The 18,496-nt window shown below is 61.8% G+C and carries 14 protein-coding genes; 5 read left to right on the top strand and 9 right to left on the bottom strand.

What is annotated here, in order from left to right; genetic code table 11:
• On the bottom strand, positions 1 to 1,112 hold a 1,112-nt coding region (gene gcl / locus ACIQUI_RS12820; protein WP_403198854.1), incomplete at its 3' end, for a glyoxylate carboligase.
• Positions 1,113 to 1,224: 112 nt separating this feature from the next.
• Between gcl and ACIQUI_RS12825 the strand changes: the two genes are divergently transcribed.
• Together ACIQUI_RS12825 and ACIQUI_RS12830 are read left to right on the top strand one after the other, a co-directional pair.
• Positions 1,225 to 2,136 carry a LysR family transcriptional regulator gene (locus ACIQUI_RS12825; RefSeq protein WP_403198856.1) on the top strand — a complete coding sequence of 304 codons (912 nt, stop codon included), beginning with the start codon at positions 1,225 to 1,227 and terminating at the stop codon, positions 2,134 to 2,136.
• Between the two features lie 74 nt (positions 2,137 to 2,210).
• Positions 2,211 to 3,878, top strand: coding sequence for an NAD-dependent malic enzyme (locus ACIQUI_RS12830; protein WP_403198858.1), 1,668 nt, complete (start codon positions 2,211 to 2,213; stop codon positions 3,876 to 3,878).
• Between the two features lie 118 nt (positions 3,879 to 3,996).
• Here ACIQUI_RS12830 and ACIQUI_RS12835 read toward each other — a convergent pair whose 3' ends face one another.
• From ACIQUI_RS12835 to ACIQUI_RS12845, 3 genes are all read right to left on the bottom strand, one after another.
• Positions 3,997 to 4,761, bottom strand: coding sequence for a 2-keto-4-pentenoate hydratase (locus ACIQUI_RS12835; RefSeq protein WP_403198861.1), 765 nt, complete (start codon positions 4,759 to 4,761; stop codon positions 3,997 to 3,999).
• Between the two features lie 50 nt (positions 4,762 to 4,811).
• The gene (locus ACIQUI_RS12840; RefSeq protein ID WP_403198864.1) at positions 4,812 to 6,110 is read right to left on the bottom strand and encodes an MFS transporter; all 1,299 of its coding nucleotides are present in this window, start codon (positions 6,108 to 6,110) and stop codon (positions 4,812 to 4,814) included.
• A 99-nt stretch (positions 6,111 to 6,209) separates the two neighbouring features.
• A complete protein-coding gene (locus ACIQUI_RS12845; protein ID WP_403198867.1) occupies positions 6,210 to 7,421 on the bottom strand; it encodes a pyridoxal-phosphate-dependent aminotransferase family protein in 1,212 nt (403 codons plus the stop codon).
• 153 nt (positions 7,422 to 7,574) lie between these two features.
• Between ACIQUI_RS12845 and ACIQUI_RS12850 the strand changes: the two genes are divergently transcribed.
• The 3 genes from ACIQUI_RS12850 to ACIQUI_RS12860 all read left to right on the top strand — a co-directional run bounded on the left by ACIQUI_RS12850 (position 7,575) and on the right by ACIQUI_RS12860 (position 11,838).
• The gene (locus ACIQUI_RS12850) at positions 7,575 to 8,309 is read left to right on the top strand and encodes a GntR family transcriptional regulator (RefSeq protein WP_403198870.1); all 735 of its coding nucleotides are present in this window, start codon (positions 7,575 to 7,577) and stop codon (positions 8,307 to 8,309) included.
• 7 nt (positions 8,310 to 8,316) lie between these two features.
• Complete coding sequence (locus tag ACIQUI_RS12855) at positions 8,317 to 9,564, top strand: glycine hydroxymethyltransferase (protein ID WP_403198873.1); 1,248 nt, start codon at positions 8,317 to 8,319, stop codon at positions 9,562 to 9,564.
• Between the two features lie 81 nt (positions 9,565 to 9,645).
• On the top strand, positions 9,646 to 11,838 hold the full coding sequence (locus ACIQUI_RS12860; RefSeq protein WP_403198876.1) for a malate synthase G: 2,193 nt from the start codon (positions 9,646 to 9,648) through the stop codon (positions 11,836 to 11,838).
• Positions 11,839 to 11,877: 39 nt separating this feature from the next.
• Here ACIQUI_RS12860 and ACIQUI_RS12865 read toward each other — a convergent pair whose 3' ends face one another.
• From ACIQUI_RS12865 to ACIQUI_RS12885, 5 genes are all read right to left on the bottom strand, one after another.
• The gene (locus ACIQUI_RS12865) at positions 11,878 to 12,465 is read right to left on the bottom strand and encodes a biliverdin-producing heme oxygenase (RefSeq protein ID WP_403198879.1); all 588 of its coding nucleotides are present in this window, start codon (positions 12,463 to 12,465) and stop codon (positions 11,878 to 11,880) included.
• A gap of 98 nt (positions 12,466 to 12,563) precedes the next feature.
• Positions 12,564 to 14,672: an HlyD family efflux transporter periplasmic adaptor subunit gene (locus tag ACIQUI_RS12870; RefSeq protein WP_403198882.1), complete on the bottom strand. Its 2,109-nt coding sequence runs from the start codon at positions 14,670 to 14,672 to the stop codon at positions 12,564 to 12,566.
• Positions 14,669 to 16,000 carry an efflux RND transporter periplasmic adaptor subunit gene (locus ACIQUI_RS12875; RefSeq protein WP_403198885.1) on the bottom strand — a complete coding sequence of 444 codons (1,332 nt, stop codon included), beginning with the start codon at positions 15,998 to 16,000 and terminating at the stop codon, positions 14,669 to 14,671. Before ACIQUI_RS12875 ends, ACIQUI_RS12870 begins: the two co-directional genes overlap by 4 nt.
• A complete protein-coding gene (locus ACIQUI_RS12880; RefSeq protein WP_403198889.1) occupies positions 15,997 to 16,776 on the bottom strand; it encodes an efflux RND transporter periplasmic adaptor subunit in 780 nt (259 codons plus the stop codon). Before ACIQUI_RS12880 ends, ACIQUI_RS12875 begins: the two co-directional genes overlap by 4 nt.
• Positions 16,757 to 18,424 carry a TolC family protein gene (locus ACIQUI_RS12885; protein WP_403198891.1) on the bottom strand — a complete coding sequence of 556 codons (1,668 nt, stop codon included), beginning with the start codon at positions 18,422 to 18,424 and terminating at the stop codon, positions 16,757 to 16,759. The genes ACIQUI_RS12880 and ACIQUI_RS12885 overlap by 20 nt, the downstream gene beginning before the upstream one ends.
• Positions 18,425 to 18,496: the final 72 nt, after the last annotated feature.

Raw genomic sequence — 18,496 nt, forward strand, 5'->3', positions numbered from 1 at the left:
TTGACCGGCACGTTGTCGAAGTGGGTCTTGCGCTGCAGGCTGGCTTTACGCTGCTGGCAGTCTTCCAGCCAGGCCTTGCGGCACTGCAGCTTGCCGGCGGCTTTCCACTCGCGGGCCACTTCCAGGAACACGTCCAGCGCCTTGCCTGCGTCGGAAACGATACCCAGGTCCGGGGTGAACACACGGCCGATCTGGGTCGGTTCGATGTCGACGTGCACGAACTTGCGGCCTTCGGTGTAGACGTCGACCGAGCCGGTGTGGCGGTTGGCCCAGCGGTTACCGATACCGAACACCAGGTCGGATTTCAGCAGGGTGGCGTTGCCGTAGCGGTGCGAGGTCTGCAGGCCGACCATGCCGACCATCTGTGCGTGGTCGTCCGGGATGGTACCCCAGCCCATCAGGGTAGGAATCACCGGCACGCCGGTCAGTTCGGCGAATTCGACCAGCTTGTCGCTGGCGTCGGCATTGATGATGCCGCCACCGGCCACCAGCAGTGGGCGCTCGGCTTCATTGAGCAGGGCCAGGGCTTTCTCGGCCTGCACGCGGGTGGCGGAAGGCTTGTTGACGGCCAGCGGCTCGTAGGCGTCGATGTCGAATTCGATTTCGGCCATCTGTACGTCGAACGGCAGGTCGATCAGTACCGGGCCTGGGCGGCCGGTGCGCATTTCGTAGAAGGCCTTCTGGAAGGCATAGGGCACCTGGCCGGGTTCCAGAACAGTGGTCGCCCATTTGGTCACCGGCTTGACGATGCTGGTGATGTCGACGGCCTGGAAGTCTTCCTTGTGCAGGCGGGCACGGGGTGCCTGGCCAGTGATGCAGAGGATCGGGATGGAGTCGGCCGAGGCACTGTACAGGCCGGTGACCATGTCGGTGCCGGCTGGGCCGGAAGTGCCGATGCACACGCCGATGTTGCCCGGGTTGGCACGGGTGTAGCCCTCGGCCATGTGCGAGGCACCTTCGACGTGACGAGCGAGGACGTGATCGATGCCACCGACTGACTTCATTGCGGCATAGAAGGGGTTGATCGCAGCACCCGGTATACCGAAGGCAACGTCTACACCTTCGCAGCGCAGTACCTGCACAGCTGCCTCGATCGCTCTGATTCGCGCCATGATGATCTCCTGTCCCGTGGTCGATATTTTTGCTATTGAGTAGCAGGGTGGTTCAAAAGCAGGGCTTGTTGAAGGCCACAAATTTACTTTCTGTCGATACCTGAGGTATGGAATGGGGCGATATGTCGAGCTGCAGAGCTTTGTTCAAGTGGCACAGAAAGGCAGCTTCGCCGCTGCTTCATTGAGTGAGGGGGTGACGCCGGCCATTCTCGGCCGCAGGCTCGACAGCCTGGAGAAAAGGCTCGGTGTAAAGCTGATGCACCGCTCCACCCGCGGGCTGACATTGACCGCGACCGGCGAGCAGTTGCTGGAGAGGGCCAGGCAGTTGCTGCTGGAGTTCGATGACCTTGAGGCGGCGATCTGCAACAGCGCCTCGCTGGTGAAGGGCAGTCTGCAAATTTCGGCACCTGCAGCCTTTGGGCGCGTGCATGTCGCGCCCCATGCCTTGGAATTCCAGCGCCGTTTTCCTAACGTCAGCCTGGCTTTCAACCTGACCGACAGCGTTGTCGACCTGGTCAGTGAGGGTTACGACCTCAGTATCCGGATTGGCGAAGTACGCGACCCCAACTACGTCGCAGTCAAACTGTCACCCAACCGCCGAGTCGTTTGCGGTACCCCCGCGTATTTCGCCAGGCACGGTAGACCCCAGACCCTTGAAGACCTGGCGAACCACAACTGCCTCGCGTTCACCCTGCAGGGCGGGCAGCAGCGAGGTTGGACGTTCATGAAGGAAGGGCGATTGGTCGCCATGAAGGTCCGTGGCAACCTCGCTTGCAACGATGGCGAGCTTCTTGCGTCCTGGATGCAGCAGGGCGTTGGCATAGGCTGGCGCTCCACGTGGGAAATCCAGGCAGAGCTGGATTCGGGGGCATTGGTGACGGTGCTGGATGAATACGCTTTACCCGACTATGACATTCAAGCCGTTTGGCCCCGGCAACGTGAGCTTCCGGCCAAAACCCGCTGCTTTATCGACTTCCTCAAAGAGATTTACAGCGCACCGGGATACTGGAATCACACTACTTAGCGGGCCGGGTGGATTGCTTTTCCTCAGTTGCGGGGTATATTGAATTCAAAATACAAAAGCGAGAGAGGCTATCCATGTCGTTGAATCGTCGTCCGCTGTCTGTGAAATTTCATGGGCCCGCACTGCTCGAAACACCGCTCTTGAACAAGGGCACGGCGTTTACCGAGCGAGAGCGCGAACTGTTTCAGTTACAAGGCTTGCTCCCTGCCCGGGTCGAAACCCTCGAGGAACAGGTAGCCAGGGCTTATCGCCAGTTCAGCGAGGCGCCCACGGCCTTGGACAAGCACGTCTACCTGCGCTCCGTGCAGGACCGCAACGAAACGCTTTTCTACCAGCTGGTGGAGACGCACCTCGAGGAGATGTTGCCGATCATCTACACCCCGACAGTCGGCAAGGCTTGCCAGGACTTTTCCAGAATCTACCGCAGCCATCGCGGTGTCTTCATCTCGCTGGAGCAGCAGGATCGTATCGATCAGATCCTCGCGAATGTGACCAAGGACAATGTCAAGGTCATCGTGGTCAGCGATTGCGAGCGTATTCTGGGCTTGGGCGATCAGGGCATTGGTGGCATGGGCATCCCGATTGGCAAGCTGTCGCTGTATACGGCCTGCGGAGGTATCAGCCCTGCCTACACCCTGCCTGTTGTGCTTGATGTGGGCACACAGAACCCAGCATTGATCGACGATCCCGAGTACCTCGGGCTCAAGCAACCGAGGGTGCGAGGTCAGGCTTACGACGATTTTCTCGAAGCATTTGTCACTGCGGTGCAAAAGCGTTGGCCTGGCGTGCTGCTGCAGTTCGAAGATTTCGCCTTGGCCAATGCCATGCCGCTGCTGGAGCGGTATCGCGACAGGCTGTGTTGCTTCAACGACGATATCCAGGGTACCGCCGCCGTCACCGTAGGGACCTTGCTGGCAGCCTGCCGAATCAAGGGTGAGAAGCTGTGTGAACAAACCATCGCGTTCGTAGGCGCAGGCTCTGCCGGGTGCGGCATTGCCGAGCAAATCATCCAGGCGATGGTCGAGGAGGGGATTACCGACGCCCAGGCTCGTCGCCAGGTCTATCTGCTCAACAGCAAAGGGCTGCTCACCGATCGTCAGGAGGGCCTCTATCCGTTCCAGGCACGCTTGGCCCATGCAACCGATGCATTGACGGACTGGACCTATGCTGACACGTGGCCAGATCTGCACGAGGTCGTGGCCAATGCACGGCCCACTGTGTTGATTGGAGTGTCCGGCAAGGCAGGGCTGTTCACACAGCCCATCATCCAAACCCTGTATCGAGCTTGCAAGCGACCTATAGTGATGCCGTTGTCCAATCCCACCTCGCAAATAGAGGCTCACCCTGCTGACATTCTAGAGTGGACAGAGGGCAACGCACTGATCGCTACCGGCAGCCCATTCCAGCCTGTCGAGTGGGCTGGCCGGTCGTTCAAGATCGCCCAATGCAACAACTCCTACATTTTCCCGGGCATCGGCCTGGGCACTATTGTCAGTCGCGCAACGCGCGTTACCGAGCGGATGTTGATGAGTTCGGCCAGGGCGTTGGCAGCCTCGGCCAAGGCTGGCGAGATGCTGCCGGCAATGAGCGACGTGCAGGAAGTCAGCAAAGTAATCGCGTTGGCCGTAGCGCTGGCCGCGTGCGAGGACGGCGTAGCGCAGGAGATGGACGAGCAAACGATCCGGGAATCGATCGAGGCGATGTTCTGGCACCCTCGGTATCGAGCCTATGAACCTGCCTGATGCCGGTTCGAGGCAATCACAGGAACCCCGCTAATGCGGGGTTTTTTTGTAAGTCTCGGGATACGAAAAAACCAGGTTTCCCTGGCTTTCTCTTAGTCACAGATGCCTTTTGGAGTTGTCAGGTCAGCGACAGCGCAACCGGCGGCAGCCCCTCGATCTGGCCCCGCAGTTCACCAGGCCCGTCAGCGAAATGCATGCCGGTGAACGAGCCTGTGGTGATCACGAAGTCTTTGGGCAGCGCATGCCCCTGGCGTGTGTGGTGGTTGACGAGCCACGGCAGCAACCTGCGCGGATCGCCGGCCGGGTTGGCGACGGCGCCAGGCACGATGCTCTTGCCATTGAACGAGAATGCCAAAGCAGGCTGCGCAAACGGGAACCCTTCCTGGTACGGCACGAATGCGCCCACTACCAGCGCGCCATGGTTGAGCAGGTCGGCCAACTGTGTCAGCGGCTCGACTTTTGGCCAGGCAGCGAAGCGGCTGGAGACGATCTCGATGGCGGCGGCCATTTCCCCGATACCGGCGAGCACCTCCTCGTCACTGTAGTCATGGTCGCGAGGCTCGAATGCCCGGTTGAAGCGAAAGGCGATCTCCAGTTCGAGACCTGCCGGGGCGTAGGCGTTGCGATCGAATGACCGGGTTTGGGTATGGATGCATTCCAGCGGCAGGGGTGACCCCTGGATCGGGCCAGTTGCAGACTTGGACCCCACCTTCCAGCCGCCGGGCTGTATGCCTCGCAGGTCGAAGATGGCTTGTTGCGTCAGATAGGCACCGGTGAAGTCCTTTGGGTAGAGATCCTCTTGGAGATCGCCCAGCGCATTGCCTTTGCGCTGGGCCTCGACGATGAGTTGCGCCAGGCGCGAAGAATTGACTGCTGTATTCAAGATAGGCTCCTTGGTCAGAAACCCGCGCGTTCACGCGCGGGTCCATGCATTTACTTGCTGATGGCTGGAGAGGGCTGCGGCTCGTTGGCTGCAGCCACGGGTGGCGTTGTGTACTCGAATTTGTTCTGCGGTTTCATGCGGAAGGACAGCAGCACACCGATTGCCAGCAGAATGATGCTGACCAGGAATGGCAACTGCCAGTTATTGAACTCATCGATCAGCATGCCCGCTGCCACCGGGCTGATGATCGCGGCCATGGCCGAGCCGGTGTTCATCATGCCACTGGCCGTCCCGGAGTGATCCGGTGCAATGTCCATGGGGATGGCCCACATCGGGCCAATGGTCATTTCCGAGAAGAAGAAACCGATGGCCAGGCACGCCAGGGAAACATGCAGGTTGGTGGTGAACATCAGCGGCACCAGCGAGAGCAGGGTGAGGCTCAGGCAGATGGCGACCATGCGGCTGCGAGCCTTGTTCAGGTTCTTGGTTCTTGCATAGATCCGGTCGCTGACGATACCGCCCAGCGTGTCGCCGACCACGCCGCCAAAAAACACCGCAGAGGCGAAGATTGCGGTGCCTTTGAGGTCCAGCCCCAGGTTCATGAAGTACATGGGTACCCAGCTCAGCAGCAACCATAATGTCCAGCCGTAACAGAAGTAGACAATGGTCACCGGCGCCATGCGCTTGAACAGGCGCCCCCAAGGCAGCGGATGCTTGTTCTTGGCCTTGGGCGCCGGCAGCGAGTCCAGCTCCTGTTGCGAAATGCGTGGATGGTTCTTTGGCAGATCGGTAAACACCAGCGCCCAAAGACCGACCCAGACGAAGCTGATGACTGCACACACGTAAAACGACTCACGCCAGCCGTACGCCGCCATGATCGCGATCATGGCGGCTGGTGCCAGGGCGTTACCCAACCTGGCGAATGCATGGGTGATGCCTTGGGCGAACCCGCGTTTTTCCTTGGGAACCCAGCGCGACATGGCCGCGGTCGCGGCAGGGAAGGTGGCCCCTTCACCCAGCCCGAGCAATACCCGGGCGATGATGAGGGAAACGAAACCCCCGGCGAGGCCGGTCATGACCGTGGCGGCAGCCCAGACCAGTCCGCAGAACACCAGCGTGCGTTTGGCACCGAAGCGGTCGCTGACCCAGCCGCCGATGATTTGAAAGACCAGGTAGGGATAGGCGAAAGCAGAAAAGACGATGCCGATTTCGGTTTTGCTCAAATTGAACTCTGGGCCGAAACCGACAGCGGCGGTACTGACATTGACGCGGTCCAGGTAGGTGATGAAGTACATGGCGCATAGCATGAACAGCACCACCGTGGTGGGGCGCAGACGTAAAAACTTCATGTTCTATCTCCACTTTCTTATTGTTCTCGCCGACAACGCGAGGTTTCGGGATAGTCAGTCGATTCAACGCGCTGCGGCGGAGCCGCAGCGCGCGTCACATCACTCGCGGCGCAGCGGCACCGATTGCCCTCCCAGGTAATCCATGGCTGCCAGTACACCGCTGGACTGCAGCTTGACGCCTGCCAGTTGCAGGCCCATTTCGCAGCCCGTCAGCGTTGCCATCAGCGTCAAGTCATTGCAGTCACCCAGGTGGCCGATGCGGAACATGCGGCCTTTCATCTTGCCCAGTCCCGTCCCCAGCGACATGTCGAAGCGCTCGTAGATCACCTTGCGCACGCTGTCGGCATCGATGCCCTCAGGGGTCATCACGCCCGTCAGCACGGGGCTGTACACACTCGGGTCGGCGCACTGGATCTCCAGGCCCCATGCACTCACCGCTGTACGGCAGGCCTGAGCCAGGCGTTGATGGCGGCTGAACACGTTATCCAGCCCCTCACCGAGAATCATGTCCAGGGCCTCCGCCAACCCATACAACAGGTTGGTGTTCGGCGTGTAGGGCCAGTAGCCGGTCTTGTTCATCTCGACGATTTCGTCCCAGCCCCAGAAACTGCGTGGCAGCTTCGCCTGCTTGCTCGCTTCGATGGCTTTCGGGGACAACGCGTTGAAGCTGATCCCCGGCGGTAGCATCAGGCCTTTCTGCGAACCGGATACCGTGACATCCACGCCCCACTCGTCATGACGGTAGTCCGCCGACGCGAGCCCGGAGATGGTGTCCACCAGCAGCAGGGCAGGGTGACCCGCCGCGTCGATCGCTTTGCGCACGGCGGCGATGTCGGAGGTAACGCCGGTACTGGTTTCGTTGTGCACCACGCACACGGCCTTGATGCGGTGGGCGCTGTCGGCACGAAGGTGGCTTTCGATCATCGAGGCATCGACGCCGCCGCGCCAGCCTTCGATACCCGGACGCCCGATGAACTGAGGCTTAAGGCCAAGGCTGGTGGCCATTTTCTGCCACAAGGTGGCGAAGTGGCCGGTTTCGAACATCAGCACTTCATCCCCGGCACTGAGGGTGTTGCACAGTGCGGCTTCCCAGGCGCCCGTACCCGATGCGGGGTAGATGACCACGGGATGCACGGTCTTGAAAATTTTCTTGATGCCATCGAGCACCTTGAGCCCGAGTTCGCCGAACTCAGGCCCGCGGTGGTCGATGGTCGGGTAGCTCATGGCGCGCAGGATGCGATCCGGAACCGGGCTAGGACCGGGGATCTGCAGGAAATGGCGGCCAGCGGGGTGAAAATCGAGCTTCAGCATGGGTGACTCCTTTTTGCTTTTGTATTTTGAATGCAAAATACGTTAGCACGGCCGTTGCCCCTGTCAATGCAGAAATCTGGGCTAGAATCCCTGTAAATAGGGGTGTAATTCAAATAACAGCCTGATTTCAACCGCTTACCGTGAGGAGATTGAATGCAAAATAACAGCGAGCAGAGCATGCCGGATCTGCCCAGGCTCATGCCCAAAGTCGAACGCCAACGGCTTCACGACACGGTTGTTGAGCATCTGCGGGGGTTTATTACCGAAGGTGTTCTTGCCCCTGGTAAAAAACTGAACGAACGCGAGTTGTGCGACACACTGGGTATCTCACGGACTCCGCTGCGGGAGGCTTTGAAGGTGCTGGCGATGGAAGGCCTCATCGAGATCAGCCCGAACCGTGGCGCCAGCGTGTCGCGCATGTCCGAGGATGAGATCCGGGAAACGTTCGAATTGATGAGCGGCATCGAGGCATTCGCCGGCGAGTTGGCATGCGAACGCATCACTGACCAGGAGGTGGATGAGATCAAGGCCCTGCACTACGCCATGGTGGTCAGCAAGAATCAGAACGACCTGCCCGGGTACTACCACCGAAACCGCAGTATTCACGACATGATCAACCTGGCGGCGCGCAACTCGGCTTTGCGTCAGGTGTATCTGTCGTTGAACCGACGTATTCATGCCCTGCGCTTTCGCTCCAACCATCAAACACCCAAGTGGGAACGGGCGTTGCACGATCATGAAGAAATGATCGTTGCCCTGGAGGCGCGTGATGGCAAGCGCCTGAGCCATATCCTGCGTCATCACCTGCTGGAAAAACGCGATGCGATCTTGCTGATGGTGCGTGAGGAAGCTGAGCAACCTGAGTCGATTAGTCAGCAGGGAGCTTGAATCAACCATGACCCCTGACTCTCATGATCTGTTGAACGCCTGTGCCGGTCGCTTGCCAGAGTTACAGTCTCGGCGCTTGATGCTCTATGCCGGGGCGAACCTGCCCAGCTCTGCCGCAGTGAATGCCTACAGCCCTGCTCTGAGTGCGTACCCGGCGATGGGGCCGCCCTTTTTCAAGGAGCAGCCGGAAACCGACCTGGTCAGTGAACTGGAGATGCGCGCGAGCCACACGGCAATGCGCCTGTTCAACGCTGCGTGGGCAGAAGTGCGGCTGCCCAGCTGCACGTTGGCCAACCTGGCGATCTACCACGCCTTCTGCCGGCCGGGGGATCGCATACTGGCGCCAGCTGCCGAGCACGGGGGGCATCTGAGCCAGCGCCGGGCAGGCACGCCACAACTGGCAGGTTTGCAAGTCGAGGATTTGCCGTTCGATACAGCAGATTGCCAACTCGATACTACCCGCACCGTTGAGCTGATCGAAAGCACGAAACCCAAACTGGTGGTTCTGGGGCGCAGTGTGATGCTCAAGGCCGACGACATTGCACCTGTGGTGCGTGCGGCGAAGGCGGCGGGTGCCAAGACCCTGTTCGATGCATCTCACGTACTCGGCCTGATCGCGGGTGGCGTCTACCCCAATCCCTTCGATACCGGGGTCGACCTGATCAGCAGTTCCACCTACAAGACGTTGCCCGGGCGTCCTCAAGGTCTCGTACTTGGGCGCTCCGCGCAGGATGGGCAAACCTTACGCGGCATGCTTGATGCCCGGATGCTTGCCAACTACGACGCCGGTCGCTTGCCTTCGCTGCTGCTTACTCTCGAAGAAGCGTTGGCCGACGGTGGTGTGTATGCCAGCGCTATCGTCAGCAATAGCGCGGCGTTGCATGGGGCGCTAAAGGCCGCAGGCTTGCCAGTGATCGGGGCCGAAGCGGGCGAAACCCATACCCACCAGCTGCTGTTGCCGTTAGCTGCCGATGTCGACCCGCGCGACACGATGCTGGCGCTGCAAACGCACGGGATTCTCATCGGTACCTGCGTTGATCCCTCGCGGCCGGGCCACAGCGCCTTGCGCCTGGGCACTCAGTTCATTACCCGACAGGGCATGGGCACTGGGAAAATGCAGGAGGTGGCGCAGCTGCTAGCTCAGGTTCTGAGGCGTGCTCCCTGTGGCCGCTTGTGCGTTGACCCAGGGGTAAAACCTGCACGCATGCGTGAGTCCGTAGAGCGATTGGTGCAGCAGGTAAAAAATGGATATTGAATTCAAAATACAAAACGGTTAACACTGTTGGCTCCAACAGAACAACAACAGCGCTGCAAACTGGCGCAAGTGAGGAGCTACATGACCGATTATCAGCATCGAGGTGGGTTGGCTGTTGCACCGCAGTTGTTACGTTTCATCGAAGACGAGGCCATGCCAGGTACCGGCATCGAGCGTGAGCATTTCTGGCAGGCTTTCGATCGCCTGGTGCACGATCTTGCGCCGTTGAATGCAGCGCTTCTGCTCAGGCGCGATTCTTTGCAGTCGCAACTGGACGCCTGGCACCGTGAACACCCGGGCCCGGTGCTGGACAAGGCTGCTTACCGCGCTTTTCTGCAAGACATTGGATATTTGCAGCCGGTCCCGGCCGGGGTCGCGGTCAGCACTGCCAATGTTGATGATGAGATCGCGGTACAGGCAGGTCCCCAGTTGGTCGTGCCGGTCATGAACGCGCGCTACGCGCTCAATGCTGCCAACGCTCGCTGGGGCTCGTTATACGATGCCTTGTACGGCACGGATGTGATTCCCCAGGCCGCCAGTGCGAACAGCCAGAGTGGATTCAACCGGATTCACGCCAGGCAGGTGGTGGCATTCACCCGTGAATTTCTCGATCGCACACTGCCCTTGGCGGCGGGCAGCCATGTGGGGTCGACGGGGTACCGGCTGGTGGACGGTCAGCTACAGGTCGGCTTGGCCGATGGCGCTGTCACCACGCTGAAACACCCCCGGCAATGGCTGGGCTATCAGGGCGCAGCGGCTGCACCCAGCGCCTTGCTGTTTGTGAACAACGGATTGCACATCGAGATCCAGATTGATGGCGACACGCCGATCGGCAGCGATGACCCGGCGCAGATCAACGATGTGGTGCTGGAGGCTGCGCTGACCACCATCATGGATTGTGAGGACTCGGTCGCTGCCGTCGATGCTGCGGACAAGGTCGTGGTGTATCGCAACTGGCTCGGCCTGATGAAAGGTAACCTGAGTGAAACACTGGAAAAGAATGGCCGTAGCCTGACCCGCAAGCTCAACCCTGTTCGTAACTGGACAGCGCCCGACGGCTGCTGTTTGAACCTGCCTGGTACCGCGTTGATGCTGGTGCGCAATGTTGGCCATTTGATGAGCACACCGGCACTGCTCGACAGGCATGGCAACGAAGTCCCCGAAGGCATACTCGATGCCGTGGTCACCAGCCTGGCGGCCATGCATGACCTGGAACATCGCCGCAACTCCCGTAATGGCAGCATTTACATCGTCAAACCGAAGATGCACGGCCCGGAAGAGGTCGCCTTCACGGCACAGCTTTTCCTGCGTGTCGAGCAGATGTTGGGGCTCGCCGCCTGCACGCTGAAAATGGGCATCATGGATGAGGAGCGCCGCACCACGCTCAACCTGAAAGCTTGTATAGGCCAGGCCACCGACCGCCTGGTGTTCATCAACACCGGCTTTCTCGATCGCACCGGCGACGAGATGCACAGCCTGATGGAAGCGGGCCCCATGTTGCGCAAGGGTGACATGAAGTCGAGCCGTTGGTTGCAAGCCTACGAGCGCAACAACGTGCTCACCGGACTTGCATGCGGGCTTCAGGGGCGTGCACAGATCGGCAAGGGCATGTGGGCAATGCCGGACTTGATGCGAGCCATGCTCGAACAGAAAATAGCCCAGCCGTCAGCTGGCGCAAGCACTGCATGGGTGCCTTCGCCCACGGCGGCCACCTTGCATGCCATGCATTATCATCAGGTCAACGTTGCGCAGGTGCAGGAGCGCATCCTCGAGCAAGCAAACCACGACGAGGTTGCCCGGCTGCAGGACGAGCTGTTGGAAGTCCCGCTAGGACGGATGGCGGATTGGGACCATCAAGCCATTACCGAGGAACTGGACAATAACGCACAGGGATTGATCGGCTATGTGGTCCGTTGGGTGGATCAGGGAATTGGCTGCTCCAAGGTGCCCGACATACACGACATCGGGCTGATGGAGGACCGCGCTACCCTGCGAATTTCCAGCCAGCATATAGCCAACTGGTTGAAGCATGGTGTGATCGGGCGAGCCCAGGTGATCGCTGCACTCGAGCGTATGGCCGCTGTCGTGGATGCACAGAATTCAAACGACCCTCTGTATCGCCCGATCGCTCCGAACTTTGGATCTTCACTGGCGTTTACCGCAGCATGCGCTCTGGTCTTTGAAGGGCTGGATCAACCCAATGGCTATACCGAGCCGCTTCTGCACCTTTTCAGGCAGAAGCATAAACAATCGGTGGTGAACGATCAGGCCTGATGTGACGAGTTAAAGCCGGACTGAACCCTTTGCTCAGGCTCATTCGCCAAAGACGGCAGCCAGGTGGCCCCTGTAACTGTCGAATGCCGCAAGGCTGCCGGCGATCACCGCTTGCTCCTGATCGCAGGGCAGCGATATGGCATCGAGCTTGTTGACGAATTCGCGCCAGTGCGATGCGCGGCCATCCAGGTGTGGTGCGAGGTGTCGAGCACCGAGGGTCCCGTCCAGGCCCAGGCGCTGACTCTGCTTGAACAGGAAGGCTGCACCCAGATTGGAGCCTTCGCTGCAATACAGCCAGCCCAGTGCCTGCGCTTTATCCGCGCAGACTTGACGGGGTGCAGCGGGTACCGGCAGGCCAAGATCGCGCAGGTCGTCCTCGACGGCAGCGAATCGCGACAACTCGATCAACCCGGGTAGCAAGCGGTTGAGTTGCTCGTCCTGGTACAGCGACAGCAAGCTGCCGTGGAAACGATGCTGCACGCGCAGGAAATTGCCATAGCGGTCGCGGTCGTCGAATGGCCGGGCGGCCATCACCCGCTCATCGACACCATCGTGTTCACGGCGGCTGGCAGCCTTCAGGCGCTTGCAGCGGCTGGTTTCGGGAAGGGCAATAGCGGGTGCGTTCATTGGGCAGCCTGGGCAAAGTGTGAGTGCCCATGATGTGCATTGCAGCGAAGAGGTTGCCACCGGCACATCATTAAGATCACTTAATCACCCAGCCATGCTCAGAAAGCCGATTCGCGTATCAGTACTGCCACCAGATTGCGCCAACCGCTCGCTAACAGGCTTTGGCGTTGACCCTGCATGACCACCGTGCCCCGTAACACCATCGCAGGCGCCGGCAACGTGTCGGTAATGTCCAGTTCGGCTCGGTACAAGGCCTGCTGAGGCTGTGGAATGCCGTGCGTGTCGAGCGTCGCGGCGATGCTGCCGTCGTAAGGTGATGCCAGTTCGGCGGCCGCGTCCAGCTGCCGGGCAGCGGTGCGGGCCACGTGAAGCAGCCGGGCAGGCCGTGCGTCCAGGCTGACGTTTTCGGGATAGAACCAGCCTGTGCTGGTGCTGCCCAGGCGTTGCAGGTCATGTTCCTCGACAAACGCCTCCAACCGAGCGCCGCGTGCATCTACCAGCGTGCCCAGCCATTCACCGGCCGGCAGCCATTGGCCTGCCTGCAAGGGTTCTGCGCGCTCGCGCAACTGTCCCGCAAAAGGCGCGCGGATGGTCAACTCGCTCCATTGCTGTTGCAGCAACGCCAGCCGGCGCTGGGCAGCTGCCAGCTCTTGGCGCACCACGCCGATGCTGGCGGCAGTTTCGCGGCTGAGCAACTGGAAGCTGTTCTGCCACTGCAGAATCAACACCCGTCGCTGGACACTCTGCAGTTCCTGCTGCAGGTCTGGGGCCTGCAGCTCGAACAGCGCCTGACCGGCGCTCACGCTGTCGCCAGGCTGGACCAGAATCTGCGCCAGGCGGCCACCGACCGGTACGTAGAGGTTGCGCTCACTGGCAGCTTTCAGCAGCGCTGGAGCCTCGATGCTGCTGCGCCACGGCACTGCCAGCAGCACCAGGGCCAGCAGGCAGGCGAACAGGGTGATCCGTGTGTTGCGGTTCATACGCAAGTCCTTGCGACGAGCGTGCCACTGGCGCGCTTCATTGACCAGTGGCAGGAGGATGAAATAGCCGATTTCCACGGCGAACAGCAGCAGCCCCAGCAGCTTGAACGCGAAGTGATAGACCAGCAGGGCGATGCCCAGGAACAGAAACAGGCGATACACCCAGGTGCCGACCGAATAGGCGATCAAAAGCCTGCGCAGGCGAGCGGGGAAATGTTCCGGCGGTGTGTCACCGAAGCCGAACAGCCATTCACGCAGGCGCCAGCGGGTCAAGGCGAAAGCGCGCTGCTGCAGGTTGGGTACGCCCAACAGATCCGAGAGCAGGAAGTAGCCATCGAAGCGCATGAACGGGCTCAAATTGACCGCCAGCGTGAGTATCCAGGTGGTGCTGGCGAGCATGAACACTGCGCTGCGCAACATGCCGTCCTGCAGGAAGCTCCACAGCAGCGTGGCCCAGCAGGCCAGTGCAAGCTCCGCGGCCATGCCTGCCGCGCCAATGGCCAGCCGTTGGCGCCGTTGGCGCAGGCGCCAGGCGCCGGAAGTGTCGGTATAGAGCACCGGCCACATGACCAGCAGTGCCACGCCCATGGTCGCCACCCGAGCGCCGTAGCGTTTGCAGGTGTAGGCATGGCCCAGCTCGTGCAGCAGCTTGGCCAGCATCAGGGTCAAGGCGGCCAGGGCTGCACCACCCAGGCTGAAAAAATGCAGGAAGGTGTGGGTAAAGGTGTCCCATTGGCGCAGTACCAAGGCCACCCCGAGCAGGCCTGCACCCAGGGTCAGCGCGAGGAACTTGAGCGTGAAAAAAGGTGCCACCCAAGGCAGAGTACGCTGCAGGAAGGCATCCGGGCGCCATAACGGTACGCGCACGAACAGGTAGTTCTTCAGCAGCCAGCGACCCCAGCCCGTGCGCCCGGCGGCGAGCCGTTCGCCCAGGCGGCGCTGGTCGTCGGCACCCAGGCATTGCAGCAACTGGTGCTGGCGCAGAAAGGCCTGCAGTTGCAGCACATCCTCCGCTTCCAACTGCAGCGTGGTACTGTCGCTGATCTCACGGGCAATGGCGATGGGCTCGCCCAATGGCCAACGGCCAAGCATTTCCACCTCGGCCCATCCCAGCCGGTAGAACTGCCCACTGGCAGGGTCTTCCAGCGTCCAGCTCGGCGCGCCCAGGCTATCGGTGGGCCCTGGATGCAGGCGCAATTCATCACGCAGAACGCCCAGGCTGGTCATAGCGCCAACCAGATGCGCATTGTCGCCAAGGGGCGACGCAGCAGGTAGGTGAACAGGGTGGTACGTTCACCGTAGACTTTTGCTGTGCCTTTGAGGCCTATGCGAATTCGCGGATCATCGTGACTGAACAGCGCCTTGAGTCGGTACGCCATGCTACCGTCGCCAGTGTCACTGGCGCGGTAGCCAAAGTGCTCGAGGCGGGCCTGCAGGGGGGAGGCTGGGTCGGTATTGAGGAACATCAGCACATCCGCGCCGCTGTGCAGTTCAATCGCATCCTTGACCGGCAGGCGAACTTCCAGTTGCGTCTGCCGTGGGTCCGATACCTGCAAGATCTGCTCACCGAGGTTGACCGGTCGACCTTGCCATTGGGCCGGGTCATCGTAAAGCACCACGCCGTCGTGGGGCGCAACCATGCGCGTACGGGCCAGGCTCTGCTCCATGAAGCTCACATCTGCCAAGGCCTGATCCCGGCGCCCTTGCAGTACCGCCAGGCCGGCCTTGCTCCTGGCGTCGCTCAGCGCCTGTTGCTGCCCCTGGCGCAATTCGCCTTCGGCAATCGCCAGCGCCTGACGCGAGGACTCCAGCCGGCTCTGCAATTCACGGGCATCGAGCTGCACAAGCGCCTGGCCGGCTTTGACCGGCTGATTGGGCTCAACCAGAATGCGCTCCACCACGCCTTGCAGCGGCGCGCGCAGGACGCTGGGGTGCAAGGCGACGATCTCGGCAGGCGCCAGGGCGGCCTGGCGCAACGGCAACAAGCCCAGCAGCAGTAGCCCAGCGGCTCCGGCCAGCCAGTAGCGGCGTTTGTGGCGCAGGCCCTGCAAGCCGGGCAGGCGTGTACGCTCAAAGCTCGCCCAGGCATGCCCGTAGGCATCCTGCAGCAGTGTCAGCAGGCTGCTGTCGGCAACGCTCAATGGCTGATCGCGCGCCAGCAGCAAGGCGCCCAGCAGCCGTTCGCGACGGTCGTGCAACGGCAGCCAGACCAGCCATGGCGGCAAGTACTCGGCCCACTGCGCTTGATCTTCTCGAGGCAGGCCGCTGGCATTCAGGGCCACCGCCTGCGCCCCGGCCTGGGTACGCTGCCAGCCTTGGCACAAGCCGGTCAGCCAATGGTTGAACGGTGCGTCCGCCTCTACCGTGGCCAACCCCGAAAGGCACGCCAGGCGCTGGGCATGGGCGTCCCACAGCATGGCTTGGCGGTACGCTAGCAAGTGCCGGGTTTCGTTGACCATGACAAAGCCCAGGGCGGTGACACTGTCAGCGGCCCTGGCCTGGCGTTCGAGTTGCACCAGCCCGGCCAGGGTCGAGTCGTTCAGCGCTGCGTTCATGCGCCGGCACTGGCAGGTGGGGCGATCCGCGCGTTGCCGCTCATGCCCGGCAGCAGTTGCCCGGCCTGGGCGTCAATGCGACCGAAGACCTTGATCGACTGGCTCAGCGGGTCGATCACCGAGCCCAGGCGCTCGACCTTGGCCGGGTAGTCGGCGCCGGTTTCGTCCAGGTGCACCGTAAAGGCGTAGCCAGGTTTGAGCCAGACCATCCAGTTCGACGGCACAATCAGTTCTACCTCGAAGGCACTGTCGTCATAAAGGGCCAGCAATTCCTTGCCCTCGGCCACGTACTCGCCGGGCTGTACCTTGCGTTCTGCGACGCGGCCGGAGAATGGCGCGTCGATGTTGCAGTGCTGCACCATGACCTGGTTCACACCGTTCTGCGCCCGTGCCATGTTCAGCTCGGCCTGGGCCTGGCTCAGGTCGGAGACGCTGATCGATTGCAAATGGTCAAGCTTTCTGGCCACCCCAAGCTTCTTGTTTGCTGCCTCCTGGGCGGCAGCGGAGTGGCCCAGGCGGGCACGGTGAATGGCGCAATCGAAGCCAACCAGGCGCTGGCCCTTCTGGAAGCTGTCGCCTTCCTTGACCTTCAGCTCGACGATCTTGCCCGCCAGCTCGCTGGACACTACCGTGCGCCGGCTGGCATTGAGCTGCACCCGCAGGTCTGGCTCGGCAAGCGCGGCAGGTGGCGCTGTCAGCGGCGGCAGTTCGTCGGCCATGGCGGGCGCGCTGGCCAGCAGCGCCAGCAGGCATGCTTCAGCGACGGACCGGCGCATGGTTGACCTCCACCAGTTCGGTGCTCTGCAGCGAGCCTACGCTGCTCCACAAGTCGACTTGCGCGGCGGCGAAGCGTGAGGCTGCCGGGCGAGCGGGCGCTGCAACCTGGTAACGGGCCATCAACGGTGGCTGGATCTGGCCTTGGGCCAGGGCCACGCTGTTGCGGCCAATCGCTCGAGCCAGCTCGGCGACGCTGTCACCGGCCAGGCGTTCTGGCAGCGGGTCGAGGCCTGCCGCTTGGTAGATTGCGCCGTAGGCAGTTTGCAATTGGGCGAAGCTGCGGTCGCGGCTGCGGGTGGCAAGCACGGTCTCGGTTGCGGTGCGAACCTGCTCGAGCACTGTCTGGGCGTCGCTGCGCAGCGCGTTCTCGGTCTGGGTCAGAATACCTGCCTGCACCCGCTGCAGCTCCTCGGAGCGCTCGAACAAACGGCTGGCCTGATGGTATTGCTGCCAGGCCACGTTGACCTGGGTCAGCACCGCCATGCGCAGGGCCTGGCGGCGCATGTCGGCCAGGGCCTCGCGGGCTTCGCCGGTGCGCACCACGGACGGGTAGGCCAGCACGTTCATCAGGTTCCAGCTGACCTGCACGCCGGCATCGGCCCAGTTCTTGTTCGCGGTGTAGCTGTTGCTGTCGTAGTTACCACCCACGAACAGCGAAGCCCCTGGCATCAGGCGCAGCAGTGCGGCGCGGGTTTCCAGCACGGCATTGCGGGCCTGGTAGCTCTCTTCGCGTACCTCGGGGCGGCGCACCATCGCCATGGCTTCCAGGTCGGCCAGTGGGTAGGCCAGGTGCGGGGCTTGCAGCTCGCTCTGATCAGGCTCCACCAACTGGAAGTCGGTAGCCGGCGGCAGGTTCATCAAACCGGCCAGGCGTGCTTTGGCGGTGGCCAGCTCACTGTCGACCGTTTCCAGCTGGCGGACCGTTTCCAGCAAGCCTTTCTGATAACGCAGGGCGTCGACCGGGGCCAGCAAACGCTGGCGTTCGGTTTCCCGGGCCTGGCCAAGGGCCTGGCGCGCATCAGCCAGGGCGCGCTGTACTTGCGGCTGCAGGTGTTGGGCGGTAGCGGCCTCCCAGTAGGCACTGCGCACCTGCTGGATGATGTCGGCAATCACCCGGCGGCGGCGCTCCTCGGCGGCCAGCACTTTGTTGGCCTGGGCCTTGGCGCCGAAGTAGCCAATGCCGAAGTCCAGCACGTTCCACGACAGCTGCAGGTCGGCGCTACGCACATTGCGGTCCTGACTGGTGGAAGGTTCCAGCGACTGGTTGCCGGTGCGCAGCGACTCGCTGGAGGAGGCCAGCTGGTTGTCGCGGCCACGCCAGCCAGCGCGGGCGGCCAGCTTGGGCAGCAGGTCATAGCTCTGTTGATCGAGCAGGTTGTCTTCCAGTGCCCGCTCCATCAAGGCCAGGCGCTGCTGCAGGTTGTATTTCACTGCGCGCGCCATGGCCTGATTCAGGTCGATCGCCTGACTGACCGGCTCCTGGTTGTCGAACATGCGGCTACGGTCCGCACTGGCCTGGGCCAGCTGTTGCTCCAGGGTGAGCGGCTCGGGGGTGATCGAGCAGGCGCTCAGGCCCATGGCCATGAAGCCCACGGCGAATTTCAACGGCGCACGCTTTGACGCGCCTGGCAGATGCTTCTTGATCACGTGTATTCCCTTGAGGATTTGGTAAGCGGTGAGCCGCAGCGCAGCCGAGTCGCGGCGGCGGAGAAGATAAGA

The organism is Pseudomonas sp. NPDC090592 (assembly GCF_044769185.1).
Lineage (GTDB): Bacteria > Pseudomonadota > Gammaproteobacteria > Pseudomonadales > Pseudomonadaceae > Aquipseudomonas.